Annotated in this window: 14 protein-coding genes; 11 read left to right on the plus strand and 3 right to left on the minus strand. The window is 42.1% G+C overall.

All coding sequences use genetic code 11. From position 1 onward, the window contains the following. Positions 1-12: 12 nt before the first annotated feature. Complete coding sequence (locus tag HT688_RS02805; RefSeq protein WP_000443886.1) at positions 13-672, minus strand: amino acid ABC transporter permease; 660 nt, start codon at positions 670-672, stop codon at positions 13-15. Between the two features lie 9 nt (positions 673-681). Further along, positions 682-1,539 carry an ATP-binding cassette domain-containing protein gene (locus tag HT688_RS02810; protein WP_138700956.1) on the minus strand — a complete coding sequence of 286 codons (858 nt, stop codon included), beginning with the start codon at positions 1,537-1,539 and terminating at the stop codon, positions 682-684. 176 nt (positions 1,540-1,715) lie between these two features. Between HT688_RS02810 and recJ the strand changes: the two genes are divergently transcribed. The 8 genes from recJ (at position 1,716) to HT688_RS02850 (ending at position 12,698) form a co-directional block, all read left to right on the plus strand. Then, on the plus strand, positions 1,716-3,938 hold the full coding sequence (recJ, locus tag HT688_RS02815; RefSeq protein WP_171043327.1) for a single-stranded-DNA-specific exonuclease RecJ: 2,223 nt from the start codon (positions 1,716-1,718) through the stop codon (positions 3,936-3,938). Positions 3,939-4,111: 173 nt separating this feature from the next. Further along, positions 4,112-5,773 (plus strand): ribonuclease J, encoded by a 1,662-nt coding sequence (locus HT688_RS02820; RefSeq protein ID WP_138700958.1) that lies wholly within the window; start codon positions 4,112-4,114, stop codon positions 5,771-5,773. Between the two features lie 68 nt (positions 5,774-5,841). After that, positions 5,842-6,621 carry an alpha/beta hydrolase gene (locus tag HT688_RS02825; protein ID WP_138700959.1) on the plus strand — a complete coding sequence of 260 codons (780 nt, stop codon included), beginning with the start codon at positions 5,842-5,844 and terminating at the stop codon, positions 6,619-6,621. 130 nt (positions 6,622-6,751) lie between these two features. After that, positions 6,752-7,972, plus strand: coding sequence for a peptidoglycan bridge formation alanyltransferase MurM (gene murM / locus HT688_RS02830; protein ID WP_138700960.1), 1,221 nt, complete (start codon positions 6,752-6,754; stop codon positions 7,970-7,972). A 4-nt stretch (positions 7,973-7,976) separates the two neighbouring features. Continuing rightward, positions 7,977-9,209, plus strand: coding sequence for a peptidoglycan bridge formation alanyltransferase MurN (murN, locus tag HT688_RS02835; protein ID WP_138703011.1), 1,233 nt, complete (start codon positions 7,977-7,979; stop codon positions 9,207-9,209). 78 nt (positions 9,210-9,287) lie between these two features. Beyond that, positions 9,288-9,989 (plus strand): M57 family metalloprotease, encoded by a 702-nt coding sequence (locus HT688_RS02840; RefSeq protein WP_138700962.1) that lies wholly within the window; start codon positions 9,288-9,290, stop codon positions 9,987-9,989. A gap of 38 nt (positions 9,990-10,027) precedes the next feature. Further along, positions 10,028-11,875, plus strand: a complete 1,848-nt coding sequence (gene uvrC, locus HT688_RS02845) for an excinuclease ABC subunit UvrC (RefSeq protein WP_138700963.1) — start codon at positions 10,028-10,030, stop codon at positions 11,873-11,875. Beyond that, the gene (locus tag HT688_RS02850) at positions 11,865-12,698 is read left to right on the plus strand and encodes a metallophosphoesterase family protein (RefSeq protein WP_023940925.1); all 834 of its coding nucleotides are present in this window, start codon (positions 11,865-11,867) and stop codon (positions 12,696-12,698) included. Before uvrC ends, HT688_RS02850 begins: the two co-directional genes overlap by 11 nt. 65 nt (positions 12,699-12,763) lie before the next feature. Here HT688_RS02850 and HT688_RS02855 read toward each other — a convergent pair whose 3' ends face one another. Continuing rightward, positions 12,764-13,564, minus strand: a complete 801-nt coding sequence (locus HT688_RS02855) for an amino acid ABC transporter substrate-binding protein (RefSeq protein WP_023940924.1) — start codon at positions 13,562-13,564, stop codon at positions 12,764-12,766. A 170-nt stretch (positions 13,565-13,734) separates the two neighbouring features. On the opposite strand from HT688_RS02855, the gene HT688_RS02860 reads away from it, so the two are divergent. The 3 genes from HT688_RS02860 to HT688_RS02870 are packed head-to-tail and all read left to right on the plus strand — an operon-like array spanning position 13,735 to position 16,385. Continuing rightward, complete coding sequence (locus HT688_RS02860; RefSeq protein ID WP_000670173.1) at positions 13,735-14,340, plus strand: nitroreductase family protein; 606 nt, start codon at positions 13,735-13,737, stop codon at positions 14,338-14,340. Between the two features lie 12 nt (positions 14,341-14,352). Continuing rightward, complete coding sequence (gene pepV, locus HT688_RS02865; protein WP_138703014.1) at positions 14,353-15,753, plus strand: dipeptidase PepV; 1,401 nt, start codon at positions 14,353-14,355, stop codon at positions 15,751-15,753. 53 nt (positions 15,754-15,806) lie between these two features. Beyond that, entirely contained in the window at positions 15,807-16,385 is a 579-nt protein-coding gene (locus tag HT688_RS02870; protein WP_138703015.1) for a uracil-DNA glycosylase family protein, read from the plus strand. Positions 16,386-16,404: the final 19 nt, after the last annotated feature.

The following is a 16,404-nucleotide window of genomic DNA, read 5'->3' on the forward strand; positions in this document are numbered from 1 at the left end:
TTTCGAAGAGTATTATTCTGCAGCTTGTTGCCAACGTTTTGCTAGCATATGAGATAGGCTAGAAATGGCTAGGTTAAAGCTGAAGTAGATGAGGGCAATCAGTATATAAAGACTGAAGACCTGCTCTGGTTCAAAATAACGGCCCATGAGAATTTGGCTGGCTCCAAAGAGTTCTTGTAGGGCGATAACAGAGTAGAGGAGACTGGTATCCTTAATCACGGTTACAAACTGAGAAATGATGGCTGGCAGCATTTTACGAATGGCTTGTGGGAGAATGATGTAGTAGAGGATTTGGGCTGAAGTGAAGCCTTGTGACATTCCTGCTTCGTACTGCCCCTTGGCTACGGCATTGAGACCGCCTCGGATAATCTCAGCTAAAGCCGCTGATGTAAAGAGTGTGAAGGCAGTGATTCCTGCTGGAGTGGATTTCATCTTGAAAATTAAAAAGATAGTAAAGATCCAGAGAAGGTTGGGAACGTTGCGCACAAATTCGATATAAATGCTGGAAATAATGCGCAAGACAGGATTTTTGCCATTTCTCATGACAGCTAGCACCGTACCGATAAGGGTAGAGAGGACGATGGCAATCAGAGAAATGTAGAGGGTCAAGCCAAATCCTTTAAAGATAAAGACTAGGTTATCTGGGGTCAAAACTTCTAAAATGGATTCCATAGTAACCTCCTAAAGTGAATAGGCTTTTTTATTAGCTTGTTCCATCTTGCGACCAAACTGGGCAACAGGGAAGCATAGAGAAAAGTAGAGAAGGGCAGCGCCTAGAAAGGCTGGAATGTAGTTTCCGTTAAGTGCTGACCAAGACTTGGTCACAAACATCAAGTCCACTCCAGAGATGATAGCGACTGTTGAGGTGTTCTTGATGAGGTTAACAATTTGGTTGGTCAAAGGAGGGAGAATGATGCGGTCGGCAACTTCACGGGGAAAGCCCATTTCATGGGTAACGACAATCATATTCATACCCTCGTGGGCCAATTTTTGCATAACAGCCAGAACGTCGCCGATGGTTTCAGGGTCAAGGGCAGATGTTGGCTCATCAAAGAGGAGGAGTTCAGGATGCATAGCGAGTCCACGTGCAATGGCAATCCGTTGCTTTTGTCCACCAGACAGCATGGCTGGATATGAATCTTTCTTGTCCCACATATTTACAAATTCCAGATATTTTTGGGCTGTTTTTTCAGCTTCTTTTTTATCAATTCCTAGAACTTTTATGGGTGCAAGTGTTACGTTTTCTAACACTGTTTTATGCGGATAGAGGTTAAAATGCTGGAAAACCATGCCGACTTCCTTGCGAAGAGGCACCAAATCTTTCTGGCTGGCACCAGCAACTTGGTGGCCATTGACTAGAAGACTTCCTTTGTCAACAGCCTCCAAACCATTGATGGTGCGGATAAGAGTTGATTTTCCAGAACCAGAAGGGCCTAGGAGGACAACGACTTGCCCTTTTTCAAAACGGAGATTGATGTCGCGGAGTGCATGGTAGTCTCCGTAATATTTTTCGACGTGTTCAAATTCTACTAAAGCCATAAGGAATCTCCTTTGTGTTAGATTTTATAACACGATTCTACACCAAAAGATTTGTCTTGTCAAATCATATCTGAAAAAATTCACTAAAATGTTATAAAAAAGCAATCTGGATAGAGAAAAAGCCTAAATCGTGTTATAATGAAGCGATAGAATTCTTAGAAAGAGTGGATGTCTTTTTGATAACACCTACTTATGAATGGCAGTTTGCCCCGCAGGTAGAAGATGCGGATTTTACAAAGATAGCCAAGAAGGCTGGACTGGGTCCTGAGGTGGCTCGGTTGTTGTTTGAGAGAGGGATTCAGGACCAAGAAAGTCTGAAGAAGTTTTTAGAACCTTCCTTGGAGAATTTGCATGACCCTTATCTGCTCCATGATATGGACAAGGCAGTGGAACGGATTCGTCAGGCCATTGAAGAAGGGGAAAATATTCTCGTTTATGGAGACTACGATGCGGATGGCATGACTTCGGCTTCGATTGTGAAGGAAAGTTTGGAACAACTTGGTGCTGAGTGCCGTGTTTACCTGCCTAATCGTTTTACCGATGGCTATGGCCCTAATGCTAGTGTCTATAAATACTTTATCGAGCAAGAAGGAATTTCCTTGATTGTGACGGTGGATAATGGGGTTGTTGGTCATGAGGCTATTGAATTGGCCCAGTCTATGGGAATAGATGTCATTGTGACCGACCATCATTCTATGCCTGAAACCCTGCCTGATGCCTATGCTATTGTCCATCCTGAACATCCAGATGCGGACTATCCCTTCAAATATCTGGCTGGTTGTGGAGTGGCCTTCAAGCTGGCTTGCGCCCTTTTAGAAGAAGTGCAAGTGGAATTGCTTGATTTGGTCGCTATTGGTACCATTGCAGATATGGTTAGTTTGACAGATGAAAACCGAATCTTGGTTCAATATGGTCTAGAAATGCTGGGGCATACTCAGCGCATTGGTTTACAAGAAATGCTGGACATGGCTGGGATTGCTGCTAACGAAGTAACAGAAGAAACGGTTGGTTTCCAGATTGCCCCTCGTTTGAATGCCTTGGGGCGTTTGGACGATCCCAATCCTGCCATTGATTTGCTGACTGGGTTTGATGATGAGGAAGCGCATGAGATTGCCCTCATGATTCATCAGAAAAACGAAGAGCGCAAGGAAATCGTCCAGTCAATCTATGAAGAAGCTAAGACCATGGTGGATCCTGAAAAGAAGGTCCAAGTCTTGGCCAAGGAAAGCTGGAATCCTGGGGTTCTAGGAATCGTGGCTGGTCGTTTGTTGGAAGAACTAGGGCAGACAGTCATCGTTCTCAATATAGAAGACGGTCGTGCCAAGGGTAGTGCTCGTAGTGTGGAAGCGGTCGATATTTTTGAGGCTCTGGCTCCCCATCGCGACCTCTTCATCGCCTTTGGTGGCCATGCTGGTGCGGCTGGCATGACGCTGGAAGTGGAGAAACTTTCAGATTTATCTCAGATCTTGGAAGATTATGTTCGTGAAAAAGGTGCAGATGCTGCTGGCAAGAACAAGTTAAATCTAGATGAAGAACTGGATTTGGAGGCACTTAGCTTGGAAACGGTCAAAAGTTTTGAACGTTTGGCACCTTTTGGAATGGACAATCAGAAACCTATCTTTTATATCAAGGATTTTCAGGTCGAAAGTGCTCGTACTATGGGAGCAGGAAATGCCCATCTCAAGCTGAAAATTTCCAAGGGTGAGGCGAGTTTTGAAGTGGTGGCCTTCGGACAAGGTAGATGGGCAACAGAATTTGCTCAAACCAAGAATCTAGAGCTGGCAGTCAAATTGTCTGTCAACCAATGGAATGGCCAAACTGCCCTCCAGTTGATGATGGTGGATGCGCGTGTGGAGGGTGTTCAACTTTTTAACATTCGTGGGAAGAATGCAGCCTTGCCAGAAGGAGTTCCAGTATTAGATTTTGCTGGAGAAGTGCCAGATATAGCGACTAGTGAAGCTGTTGTCGTGAAAACCATTCCAGAGGATATTACTCAGCTGAAGACCATTTTTCAGGAACAGAATTTCTCTGCTGTCTATTTCAAAAATGATATTGACAAGGCCTACTATCTGACAGGTTATGGGACTAGAGAGCAGTTTGCCAAATTGTACAAGACCATCTACCAGTTCCCAGAGTTTGATATTCGCTACAAGCTGAAAGATTTGGCTACTTATCTTAATATCCAACAAATCTTGCTGGTTAAGATGATTCAAGTATTTGAAGAGCTAGGATTTGTGACCATCAAAGATGGGGTCATGACAGTCAATAAAGAGGCGCCAAAGCGGGAGATAGGAGAAAGTCAGATTTACCAAAATCTCAAACAAACCGTCAAAGACCAAGAAATGATGGCGCTGGGTACCGTGCAAGAAATTTATGATTTTTTGATGGAAAAAGAGTAGAAGTTAGGAAAGAGTTGGGCAACCAGCTCTTTTTTGAAAACGAATCTTCATTTTGAAAATCATCAAAAAAATGGTATAATGGTAGGAAAAGATTCGGCTAACAGTAATAGTGCTTTTAGAATAAGAGGGTAAGCAACCCTATAATCAAGATAAACTAAGATTTTGGAGGAAAAATGAGTAATATTAGTTTAACAACACTTGGTGGTGTACGTGAAAATGGGAAAAATATGTACATTGCTGAAATTGGAGAGTCCATTTTTGTTTTGAATGCAGGGTTAAAATATCCCGAAAATGAACAATTAGGGGTCGATGTGGTGATTCCAAAGATGGACTACCTTTTTGAAAATAAAGATCGAATTGCTGGGGTATTTTTAACTCACGGACATGCAGATGCTATTGGTGCTCTGCCTTATCTCTTGGCTGAAGCCAAGGTACCTGTATTTGGCTCTGAGTTGACCATTGAGTTGGCAAAGCTCTTTGTCAAAGGAAATGATGCCGTTAAGAAATTTAATGATTTCCATGTCATTGATGAGAATACGGAGATTGATTTTGGTGGGACAGTGGTTTCCTTCTTCCCTACGACTTACTCCGTTCCAGAGAGTCTGGGAATTGTCTTGAAGACATCGGAAGGAAGCATCGTTTATACAGGTGACTTCAAATTTGACCAAACGGCTAGTGAATCTTATGCAACTGATTTTGCTCGTTTGGCAGAAATCGGTCGTGACGGCGTCCTGGCTCTCCTCAGTGATTCGGCCAATGCGGACAGCAATATTCAGGTGGCTAGTGAAAGTGAAGTTAGAGATGAAATTACCCAAACCATTGCTGACTGGGAAGGTCGTATCATCGTTGCAGCTGTTTCCAGTAACCTTTCTCGTATCCAGCAGATTTTTGACGCTGCGGATAAAACAGGTCGACGTATCGTCTTGACAGGATTTGATATTGAAAATATCGTCCGCACAGCGATTCGTCTCAAGAAATTGTCTCTAGCCAACGAAATTCTCTTGATTAAGCCGAAAGATATGTCTCGCTTTGAAGACCATGAGTTGATTATTCTTGAGACAGGTCGTATGGGTGAACCTATCAATGGACTTCGTAAGATGTCGATTGGTCGCCATCGTTATGTAGAAATCAAGGATGGGGACCTGGTCTATATTGCTACGGCTCCGTCTATTGCTAAAGAAGCCTTCGTTGCGCGTGTGGAAAATATGATTTATCAGGCAGGAGGGGTTGTCAAATTGATCACCCAAAGCTTACGTGTGTCAGGACATGGAAATGCGCGTGATTTGCAGTTGATGATCAATCTCTTGCAACCCAAGTATCTCTTCCCGATTCAAGGGGAATACCGTGAGTTGGATGCCCATGCTAAGGCTGCTATGGCAGTTGGGATGTTGCCAGAACGCATTTTCATCCCTAAAAAGGGAACCAGCATGGCTTATGAGAATGGAGACTTTGTCCCAGCTGGTGCGGTTTCGGCAGGGGATGTCTTGATTGACGGAAATGCTATCGGTGATGTTGGTAATGTAGTCCTTCGTGACCGTAAGGTCTTGTCAGAGGACGGTATTTTCATCGTCGCAATCACCGTTAACCGTCGTGAGAAGAAAATTGTGGCCAAGGCACGTGTTCACACGCGTGGATTTGTTTATCTCAAGAAGAGCCGCGATATTCTCCGTGAAAGTTCAGAATTGATTAACCAAACGGTAGAAGACTATCTTCAAGGAGATGACTTTGACTGGGCAGATCTTAAAGGCAAGGTTCGGGATAATCTGACCAAGTATCTCTTTGATCAAACTAAGCGTCGTCCAGCTATTCTACCAGTAGTCATGGAAGCAAAATAATCATTGAAATAAGTAAAGATAAAGTCTAGTTTCGGCTTTTTCTTATCGGAAAATAGAAGGAGAAAATCATGGCAGTAATGAAAATCGAGTATTACTCACAAGTTTTGGATATGGAGTGGGGAGTGAATGTCCTCTACCCTGATGCCAATCGAGTGGAAGAACCAGAGTGTCAAGATATTCCCGTCTTGTACCTCTTGCACGGGATGTCTGGCAATCATAATAGTTGGCTCAAACGGACCAATGTAGAACGCTTGCTTCAGGGGACTAATCTCATCGTCGTCATGCCCAATACCAGCAACGGTTGGTACACTGATACCCAGTATGGTTTTGACTATTACACAGCTCTAGCAGAGGAATTGCCACAGGTTCTGAAACGCTTCTTCCCTAATATGACTAGTAAGCGTGAAAAGACCTTTATCGCTGGTCTCTCCATGGGAGGCTACGGCTGTTTCAAATTGGCTCTTGCGACAAATCGTTTTTCTCATGCAGCTAGTTTTTCAGGTGCTCTCAGCTTTCAAGATTTTTCTCCTGAGAGCCAAAATCTGGGAAGTCCAGCCTACTGGAGAGGTGTTTTTGGAGAGATTAGAGACTGGACAACTAGTCCCTATTCTCTTGAAAGTCTGGCTAAAAAATCGGATAAAAATACCAAACTTTGGGCGTGGTGTGGCGAACAGGATTTCTTGTATGAAGCCAATAATCTAGCAGTGAAAAATTTCAAAAAATTAGGTTTTGATGTGACCTATAGCCATAGCGCTGGAACTCACGAGTGGTATTATTGGGAAAAACAATTGGAACGGTTTCTAGCAACCCTGCCAATCGATTTCAAATTAGAAGAGAGATTGAGTTAGTTTTTTATAAATGAACCACTATCTATAGTTATTCTTGGCTTCAAAACAATGATGGAAGTCTGTTTTCACTAGACTTTTCAAACGAAAGTAGTAGAATAGTAATAAGATATTGGAGGAAAGAGAGTAGGAAATGTACCGTTATCAAATTGGCATTCCCACATTAGAATATGATCAGTTTGTCAAAGAACATGAATTAGCCAATGTATTACAAAGTAGTGCTTGGGAAGAAGTGAAGTCTGATTGGCAACATGAGAAGTTTGGTGTTTACAGGGAAGAAAAATTACTGGCGACAGCTAGTATTTTGATTAGAACTCTTCCGTTAGGCTATAAAATGTTTTACGTCCCAAGAGGACCTATATTGGATTATGGAGATACAGAACTCTTGAGTTTTGTCATTCAGTCCATTAAGTCTTATGCTCGTAGCAAGAGAGCTATTTTTGTGACTTTTGACCCAAGTATTTGCCTGTCTCAAAGTTTAATTAATCAGGAAAAAACAGAATTTCCTGAAAATCTGGCTATTATTGATAGTTTGCAACAAATGGGAGTAAGGTGGTCAGGAAAAACAGAGGAAATGGGAGACACCATTCAACCTCGTATTCAGGCGAAAATATACAAGGAAAATTTTGAAGAAGATAAACTTTCCAAGTCAACAAAACAGGCTATTCGAACAGCACGGAATAAGGGGGTAGAGATTCAATTTGGTGGAACTGAATTATTGGACTCTTTTTCCTTTTTGATGAAAAAAACCGAGAAGCGGAAAGAGATTCATTTGAGGAATGAAGCCTATTATAAAAAGTTGTTAGATAATTTTAAGGACAAGGCCTACATCACCTTGGCAACCTTGGATGTCTCTAAACGTTCGCAAGAATTAGAAGAACAGTTAGCGAAAAACAGAGCCTTGGAAGAGACCTTTACTGATTCGACTCGAACTTCAAAAGTAGAAGCGCAGAAGAAGGAAAAAGAACGTTTGTTAGAGGAATTGACTTTCCTGCAGGAATATATGGATGCAGGTCAAGCAAGAGTTCCCTTAGCGGCTACCTTGACTTTAGAATTCGGACAAACTTCTGTCAATCTATACGCAGGAATGGATGAAGATTTTAGACGTTATAAAGCTCCTATTTTGACTTGGTATGAGACAGCTCGATATTCCTTTGAACGTGGCATTTTATGGCAAAATTTAGGAGGCGTCGAGAATGCTTTAGATGGTGGACTCTATCGTTTTAAAGCTAATTTTAATCCAACGATCGAAGAATACTTGGGTGAATTTACAATTCCTACCCATCCTCTCTATCCTCTGTTAAGACTTGCTCTTGATTTCCGTAAAACATTAAGAAAAAAACATAGAAAGTAAGTATATGGCACTAACTACACTCACGAAAGAAGAGTTTCGTACTTATTCTGATCAGGTTTCTTCTCGTTCCTTTATGCAATCTGTTCAGATGGGGGACTTGTTAGAAAAAAGAGGGGCTCGAATTGTTTATCTTGCTTTGAAACAAGGAGGAGAGATTCAAGTTGCAGCTCTGGTTTATAGCTTGCCCATGCTGGGTGGTCTGCATATGGAGATCAATTCGGGGCCGATTTATACCCAACAAGATGCTCTTCCAGTTTTTTATGCGGAGTTAAAAGAATATGCCAAGCAAAATGGCGTATTAGAGCTGCTTGTAAAACCTTATGAAACTTATCAAACTTTTGATAGCCAAGGTAATCCAATAGATGCTGAGAAAAAAAGTATCATTCAAGGTTTAACTGATTTAGGTTATCAATTTGATGGATTGACAAGAGGTTACCCAGGTGGAGAACCAGATTGGTTATACTATAAAGATTTAACTGAATTAACTGAAAAGAGTTTGCTTAAAAGTTTTAGCAAAAAGGGTAAACCCTTGGTGAAAAAGGCTGAAACCTTTGGCATTCGGTTGAAAAAGTTAAAACGTGAAGAACTATCGATTTTTAAGAATATAACAAAAGAAACCTCTGAACGTAGAGAATATAGTGATAAAAGTTTAGAATATTATGAGCATTTTTATGATACTTTTGGAGAACAAGCGGAGTTTCTCATAGCAAGCTTAAATTTTTCGGACTATATGAGCAAATTGCAAGGTGAACAAAGTAAACTAGAAGAAAACTTGAACAAGTTGCGACTTGATTTGAGTAAAAATCCTCATTCTGAGAAAAAACAAAATCAACTGAGAGAATATTCTAGTCAATTTGAAACATTTGAAGTTCGAAAAGCAGAAGCGCGAGACTTGATTGAAAAATATGGAGAAGAAGATATTGTTTTAGCCGGGAGTTTATTTGTTTATATGCCTCAGGAAACGACTTACCTCTTTAGTGGTTCCTACACTGAGTTTAATAAATTCTATTCCCCTGCACTGCTTCAAAAATATGTTATGTTGGAAAGCATAAAACGTGGAATACCTAAATACAACTTCCTAGGCATTCAAGGGATTTTTGATGGAAGTGATGGTGTTTTGCGTTTTAAACAGAATTTTAATGGCTATATTGTACGCAAAGCAGGTACTTTCCGTTACCATCCATCTCCTTTAAAATACAAAGCTATCCAGTTACTCAAAAAAATAGTAGGACGTTAAGGTGAAAAAGTCAGTATTTAGCTTTCTTTTAGCTTCTTTTAGTAAAATAATTTTTATTTGCTAGAAAGGTGGAGAGACATGCGCTGGCTTTTTCGTTTGATAGGGGCTTTCTTTTCTTTTGTGTGGCGTTTGTTTTGGCGTCTGGTTTGGATAGTTGTGCTTTTATGTGTGCTTGCTTTCGGACTTCTCTGGTATCTGAACGGGGATTTTCAAGGAGCGCTAAAGCAAGCAGAACGGTCAGTAAAAATTGGTCAACAAAGTATTGACCAATGGGAGAAAACAGGGCAACTGCCTAAGTTAAGCCAGACAGATAGTCACCAGCATTCTGAAGGAAGGTGGCCACAGGCCTCTGCTCGTATTTACCTGGATCCGCAGATGGATTCACGCTTTCAAGAGGCTTATGTAGAAGCAATCCAGAACTGGAATCAAACTGGTGCTTTTAACTTTGAACTCGTGACTGAGTCTAGTAAGGCGGATATTACGGCTACGGAGATGAACGACGGAGGCACTCCTGTGGCAGGAGAGGCGGAAAGTCAAACTAATCTCTTAACAGGGCAATTCTTGTCCGTAACGGTGCGCTTGAATCATTATTATTTGTCCAATCCATACTATGGCTATTCCTATGAACGCCTTGTCCATACGGCAGAACATGAGTTAGGTCATGCGATTGGCTTGGACCATACAGATGAGAAGTCTGTCATGCAACCAGCAGGTTCTTTTTATGGTATCCAGGAAGAGGATGTTGAAAGACTTCGAAAATTATATGAGACCAATGAGTAGGGGACTATTTTTCCCTACTTTTTTGCTATAATGGAATTATGAACAACTTGATTAAATCAAAACTAGAGCTCTTGCCGACCAGCCCTGGTTGTTACATTCACAAGGATAAAAACGGCACCATTATCTATGTAGGAAAGGCTAAAAATCTGCGTAACCGCGTGCGGTCCTATTTCCGTGGAAGTCATGATACCAAAACAGAGGCTTTGGTGTCTGAAATTGTAGATTTTGAATTTATCGTTACGGAGTCTAATATTGAGGCACTTCTCCTAGAAATCAACCTGATTAAGGAAAATAAGCCTAAATACAATATCATGCTCAAGGATGACAAGTCCTATCCCTTCATCAAAATCACTAATGAGCGCTATCCACGCTTGATTATCACTCGTCAGGTCAAGAAGGACGGAGGTCTCTACTTTGGTCCCTATCCAGATGTGGGGGCGGCCAATGAAATCAAGCGACTACTGGATCGGATTTTCCCTTTTCGTAAGTGTACCAATCCACCGTCTAAGGTCTGTTTTTACTACCATATCGGCCAATGCATGAGCCACACCATCTGTAAGAAGGATGAGGACTATTTCAAGTCTATGGCTCAGGAGGTTTCTGATTTTCTGAAAGGCCAAGATGATAAAATCATTGATAACCTCAAGGGCAAAATGGCAGCGGCGGCTCAGACTATGGAGTTTGAACGTGCGGCGGAATACCGTGACCTGATTCAGGCTATTGGAACGCTTCGAACCAAGCAACGGGTCATGGCTAAGGATCTCCAAAATCGCGATGTCTTTGGCTACTATGTGGATAAGGGCTGGATGTGTGTGCAAGTTTTCTTTGTTCGTCAGGGCAAGCTCATCGAGCGCGATGTCAATCTATTCCCCTACTTCAATGATCCAGATGAGGATTTTTTGACCTATGTAGGACAATTCTATCAAGAAAAATCTCATCTAGTTCCCAATGAGGTACTGATTCCGCAGGATATTGACGAAGAAGCTGTCAAGGCTTTGGTGGATACCAAGATTCTCCAACCCCAACGTGGAGAGAAAAAACAGCTGGTCAATCTAGCCATAAAAAATGCACGTGTTAGTCTGGAGCAGAAATTTAACCTGCTAGAAAAATCAGTCGAAAAGACCCAAGGAGCTATTGAAAATCTAGGACGTTTGCTCCAAATTCCGACTCCAGTTCGCATCGAGTCCTTCGATAATTCCAACATCATGGGGACTAGTCCTGTTTCAGCTATGGTGGTCTTTGTCAACGGCAAACCAAGTAAAAAAGATTATCGTAAGTATAAAATCAAGACTGTCGTTGGACCAGACGACTATGCCAGTATGCGTGAGGTTATTCGCAGACGTTATGGTCGAGTACAACGAGAAGGTTTGACTCCTCCAGATTTGATTGTCATTGATGGGGGACAAGGTCAAGTCCATATCGCCAAGCAAGTCATCCAAGAGGAACTGGGCTTGGATATTCCCATTGCAGGTCTGCAAAAGAATGATAAGCACCAAACTCATGAATTGCTCTTTGGAGATCCGCTGGAAGTGGTGGACTTGTCTCGTAATTCTCAGGAATTTTTCCTCCTCCAACGTATCCAAGATGAGGTGCACCGCTTTGCTATCACTTTCCATCGCCAACTGCGCTCCAAAAATTCCTTTTCATCACAATTGGATGGGATTGACGGTCTGGGACCTAAACGCAAGCAAAATCTCATGAGGCACTTCAAGTCTCTGACCAAAATCAAGGAAGCAAGTGTGGATGAGATTGTCGAAGTCGGTGTGCCTAGAGTCGTTGCAGAAGCTGTGCAGAGGAAGTTGAACTCGCAGGAAACAGAAACCTTGCCTCAAGTGGCAGAAGAAAGAGTAGATTATCAAACAGAAGGAGACCATCATGAACCATAAAATCGCAATTTTATCAGATATTCATGGCAATGCGACAGCCTTAGAAGCAGTGATTGCAGATGCTAAAACCCAAGGAGTCAGTGAATATTGGATTCTGGGAGATATTTTTCTACCTGGTCCAGGTGCAAATGACTTGGTCGCCCTGCTAAAGGACCTTCCTATCACAGCCAGTGTTCGAGGCAATTGGGATGATTGTGTCCTTGAGGTCTTGGATGGGCAATACGGTTTGGAACATCCAAAAGAAATCCAGCTCATGCGATTGACCCAGTTTTTGATGGAGCGAATGGATCCTGCAACGATTGTCTGGCTACGAAGCTTGCCTTTGCTGGAAAAGAAAGAAATTGACGGATTGCGCTTTTCTATCTCTCATAATTTACCTGACAAAAACTATGGTGGTGACTTGCTAGTTGAGAATGATACAGAGAAATTTGACCAACTCCTAGATGAGGAAACCGACGTGGCAGTCTATGGTCATGTCCACAAGCAGTTGCTTCGTTACGGCAGTCAAGGGCAACAAATCATCAATCCAGGGTCGATTGGCATGCCCTATTTTAATTGGGATGCGTTAAAAAATCACCGTGCCCAGTATGCCGTGATAGAAATTGAAGATGGTGAATTGGTAAATATCCTATTTCGTAAAGTTGCTTATGACTACGAAGCGGAGTTGGAATTGGCTAAGTCTCAGGGGCTTCCCTTTATCGAAATGTATGAAGAACTACGTCGTGAAGATAACTATCAGGGACACAATCTGGAATTATTAGCAAGCTTAATAGAAAAGCATGGGTATGTAGAAGATGTGAAGAATTTTTTTGATTTTTTGTAAGAGTTTCCTAAAATAACCAATGCAAATTAAAAACGATTGGCTCGTCCAATCGCTTTTAGTATATCTTATTGTAACTGAGATTGATCTGGGAGATAAGAACCACCTAGATAGGTATTGCTGAGTTTTTCGAGTGTTCCGTCTTGGTAGAGTTCTTTGAGTGCTTTATCAAATTGTTCTTTAAACTCTTTTTGGTCGCTTGAGAAAACAATATAATTGTTGGGGCTATCGACAGAAGGTAAATCAACAACTGAGAGATCTAGGTCGCGATCCTTGATGATCTTTTGAACGGATACCTTGTCAAAGACTAGGAAATCAAATTCACCGTTAGCAAGGTCTAGGATTCGTTTACCGATATCTTCACCAGAAAAATCGATAGTAGCAGGATTGTCAGTGTGTTTCTGATTCCAGTTATTGATGAATTGAGCGTTTGAAGTTCCGGTATCCTCTTGCGTTGTTTTGCCAGCAATTTGATCAAGAGAAGTCAAAGGATTTTTCTTGTTGCTAACAAGGACGAGGGGATTGTTGGAAATCGGAAGCGAGTATAGGTATTTTTCAGCACGCTCTTTTGTGTAACTCAAGTTATTGGCAGCTGCTTGATAGTGACCAGAATCAAGTCCAGGGAAGATACTTTCCCAGGCAGTTCTTTGGAATTGAATCTCGTAGTCGCTGAGTTTTTCATCCACTGCTTTTAGAACTTCGATATCGAAGCCTGTCAGATTTCCCTTGTCTTCGTAGTCAAATGGCGGCACGTCGCCAGCTGTAGCAAGGACGATTGTCTTTTGAGCGCTAGTCTCTTTGGGTGTAGCTTGATTCCCACAGGCAACCAAAAATGGTAGGATAGCTAGTAATAGGCTAAATTTTTTCATACTGTCTCCATTCAAATGTAAAGTACTTGCTAGTTTATCAGAAATGTTCCTGATAAACCAATATATATCTTTTATGTCTGTGATAGAAAAACTTAATCATGAAAAATCCCTGCAAGCTCTTTCAAATTATGGTAGAATGGAAGCAGTAGAATTAGAAAAGGAAATCGATTATGAAATTTCTTGAATTAAACAAAAAACGTCATGCGACCAAGCATTTCACTGATAAGCCAGTTGATCCAAAAGATGTGCGTACGGCTATCGAAATTGCAACCTTGGCGCCAAGCGCCCACAACAGCCAGCCTTGGAAATTTGTAGTTGTTCGTGAGAAAAATGCTGAACTGGCAAAGTTGGCTTATGGTTCAAACTTTGAGCAGGTATCATCAGCGCCTGTAACCATTGCCTTGTTTACAGATACGGACTTAGCCAAACGTGCTCGTAAGATTGCCCGTGTTGGTGGTGCTAATAACTTTTCTGAAGAGCAACTTCAATATTTTATGAAAAATCTGCCAGCTGAGTTTGCCCGTTACAGTGAGCAACAAGTCAGCGACTACCTAGCCCTCAATGCAGGTTTGGTTGCTATGAACTTGGTTCTTGCTCTGACAGACCAAGGGATTGGTTCCAACATTATCCTTGGTTTTGACAAATCAAAAGTTAATGAAGTTTTGGAAATCGAAGACCGTTTCCGCCCAGAACTCTTGATCACAGTGGGTTATACAGACGAAAAATTGGAACCAAGCTACCGCTTGCCAGTAGATGAAATCATCGAGAAAAGATAGAAAGAAGAAAAAATGACAGCAATTGATTTTACAGCAGAAGTAGAAAAACGCAAAGAAGACCTCTTGGCTGACTTGTTTAGCCTTTTGGAAATCAACTCAGAACGTGATGACAGCAAAGTTGATGCTGAGCATCCATTTGGGCCTGGGCCGGTCAAAGCTTTGGAAAAATTCCTTGAAATCGCAGACCGCGATGGCTACCCAACTAAAAATGTTGACAACTACGCAGGACATTTTGAGTTTGGTGATGGAGAAGAAGTTCTCGGAATCTTTGCTCACATGGACGTGGTGCCAGCTGGTAGCGGTTGGGACACAGATCCTTACACACCGACTATCAAAGACGGTCGCCTTTATGCGCGTGGTGCTTCAGATGACAAGGGACCTACAACAGCTTGTTACTATGGTTTGAAAATCATCAAAGAATTGGGCCTTCCAACTTCTAAAAAAGTTCGCTTCATCGTCGGAACAGACGAAGAATCAGGCTGGGCAGACATGGACTACTACTTCGAGCACGTAGGACTTGCCAAACCAGACTTCGGTTTCTCTCCAGACGCTGAATTCCCTATCATCAATGGTGAAAAAGGAAATATCACGGAATACCTTCACTTTGCAGGAGAAAATACAGGTGCAGCTCGTCTTCACAGCTTCACAGGTGGTTTACGTGAAAACATGGTGCCTGAATCAGCAACAGCTGTTGTTTCAGGAGATTTGGCTGACTTGCAAGCTAAACTAGATGCCTTTGTTGCAGAACACAAACTTAGAGGAGAACTTCAAGAAGAAGCTGGCCAATACAAGGTGACGATCATTGGTAAATCAGCCCACGGTGCTATGCCTGCTTCAGGTATCAATGGTGCGACTTACCTAGCCCTCTTCCTTAGCCAGTTTGACTTTGCTGGTCCAGCAAAAGACTACCTTGACATCGCTGGAAAAATTCTATTGAACGACCATGAAGGTGAAAGTCTCAAGATTGCTCATGTGGATGAAAAGATGGGTGCTCTTTCTATGAATGCAGGCGTCTTCCGCTTTGATGAAACAAGCGCTGATAATACCATTGCCCTTAATATCCGCTATCCAAAAGGAACAAGTCCAGAGCAAATCAAGTCAATCCTTGAAAACTTGCCGGTTGCTTCTGTTAGCCTTTCTGAACATGGTCATACGCCTCACTATGTGCCAATGGAAGATCCACTTGTGCAAACCTTGTTGAATGTTTATGAAAAACAAACTGGTCTTAAAGGTCACGAGCAAGTCATCGGTGGTGGTACCTTTGGTCGCTTGCTAGAACGAGGTGTTGCCTACGGTGCCATGTTCCCAGACTCTATTGACACCATGCACCAAGCCAATGAATTTATCGCCTTGGACGATCTCTTCCGAGCAGCAGCAATTTATGCCGAAGCTATTTACGAATTGATCAAATAAAACGATAGAAGTCTGAGATCTTATGCTTGGACTTCTTTTTGGAGGGAAAGTAGATGTCTCAAATCGAAAGAATCAAACAGGCTATCACGGCGGATTCGCAGAATGCCAGCTATACAGAGCGTGGCATTGAGCCTCTCTTTGCAGCGCCAAAAACTGCTCGCATCAATATCATCGGTCAGGCTCCGGGACTTAAAACTCAAGAAGCAAGCCTTTACTGGAAAGATAAAAGTGGTGACCGCTTGCGGGATTGGCTAGGTGTGGATGAAGATACCTTTTATAATTCAGGTTATTTTGCTGTTTTGCCTATGGATTTCTACTTTCCAGGGCATGGTAAGTCAGGTGATTTACCGCCGCGAGCAGGTTTTGCAGAAAAATGGCATCCGCAGCTCTTACAGGAATTGCCTGATATTCAGTTAACCCTCTTGATTGGGCAATATGCCCAAGCCTACTATTTACAGGAGAAAATCAGTGGGAAGGTAACGGAGAGGGTGAAACACTATAAAGACTATCTGCCAACCTATTTTCCACTAGTTCACCCCTCACCACGAAATCAAATCTGGATGGCCAAAAATCCTTGGTTTGAGTCAGAAGTGGTGCCAGATTTGAAAAAAAGAATTAAAACCATTTTATAGTCAATGAAAATCAAAGAGC

The sequence above is a fragment of the Streptococcus sp. 1559 genome (genome assembly GCF_013276735.1).
GTDB classification, from domain to species: domain Bacteria; phylum Bacillota; class Bacilli; order Lactobacillales; family Streptococcaceae; genus Streptococcus; species Streptococcus pseudopneumoniae.

Coding starts and splice junctions, on each gene's coding strand:
- HT688_RS02805 (WP_000443886.1), bottom strand. CDS start 672: ATGGAATCCATTTTAGAAGTTTTGACCCCAGATAACCTAGTCTTTATC.
- HT688_RS02810 (WP_138700956.1), bottom strand. CDS start 1,539: ATGGCTTTAGTAGAATTTGAACACGTCGAAAAATATTACGGAGACTAC.
- HT688_RS02820 (WP_138700958.1), top strand. CDS start 4,112: ATGAGTAATATTAGTTTAACAACACTTGGTGGTGTACGTGAAAATGGG.
- HT688_RS02825 (WP_138700959.1), top strand. CDS start 5,842: ATGGCAGTAATGAAAATCGAGTATTACTCACAAGTTTTGGATATGGAG.
- murM (WP_138700960.1), top strand. CDS start 6,752: ATGTACCGTTATCAAATTGGCATTCCCACATTAGAATATGATCAGTTT.
- murN (WP_138703011.1), top strand. CDS start 7,977: ATGGCACTAACTACACTCACGAAAGAAGAGTTTCGTACTTATTCTGAT.
- HT688_RS02840 (WP_138700962.1), top strand. CDS start 9,288: ATGCGCTGGCTTTTTCGTTTGATAGGGGCTTTCTTTTCTTTTGTGTGG.
- uvrC (WP_138700963.1), top strand. CDS start 10,028: ATGAACAACTTGATTAAATCAAAACTAGAGCTCTTGCCGACCAGCCCT.
- HT688_RS02850 (WP_023940925.1), top strand. CDS start 11,865: ATGAACCATAAAATCGCAATTTTATCAGATATTCATGGCAATGCGACA.
- HT688_RS02855 (WP_023940924.1), bottom strand. CDS start 13,564: ATGAAAAAATTTAGCCTATTACTAGCTATCCTACCATTTTTGGTTGCC.
- HT688_RS02860 (WP_000670173.1), top strand. CDS start 13,735: ATGAAATTTCTTGAATTAAACAAAAAACGTCATGCGACCAAGCATTTC.
- pepV (WP_138703014.1), top strand. CDS start 14,353: ATGACAGCAATTGATTTTACAGCAGAAGTAGAAAAACGCAAAGAAGAC.
- HT688_RS02870 (WP_138703015.1), top strand. CDS start 15,807: ATGTCTCAAATCGAAAGAATCAAACAGGCTATCACGGCGGATTCGCAG.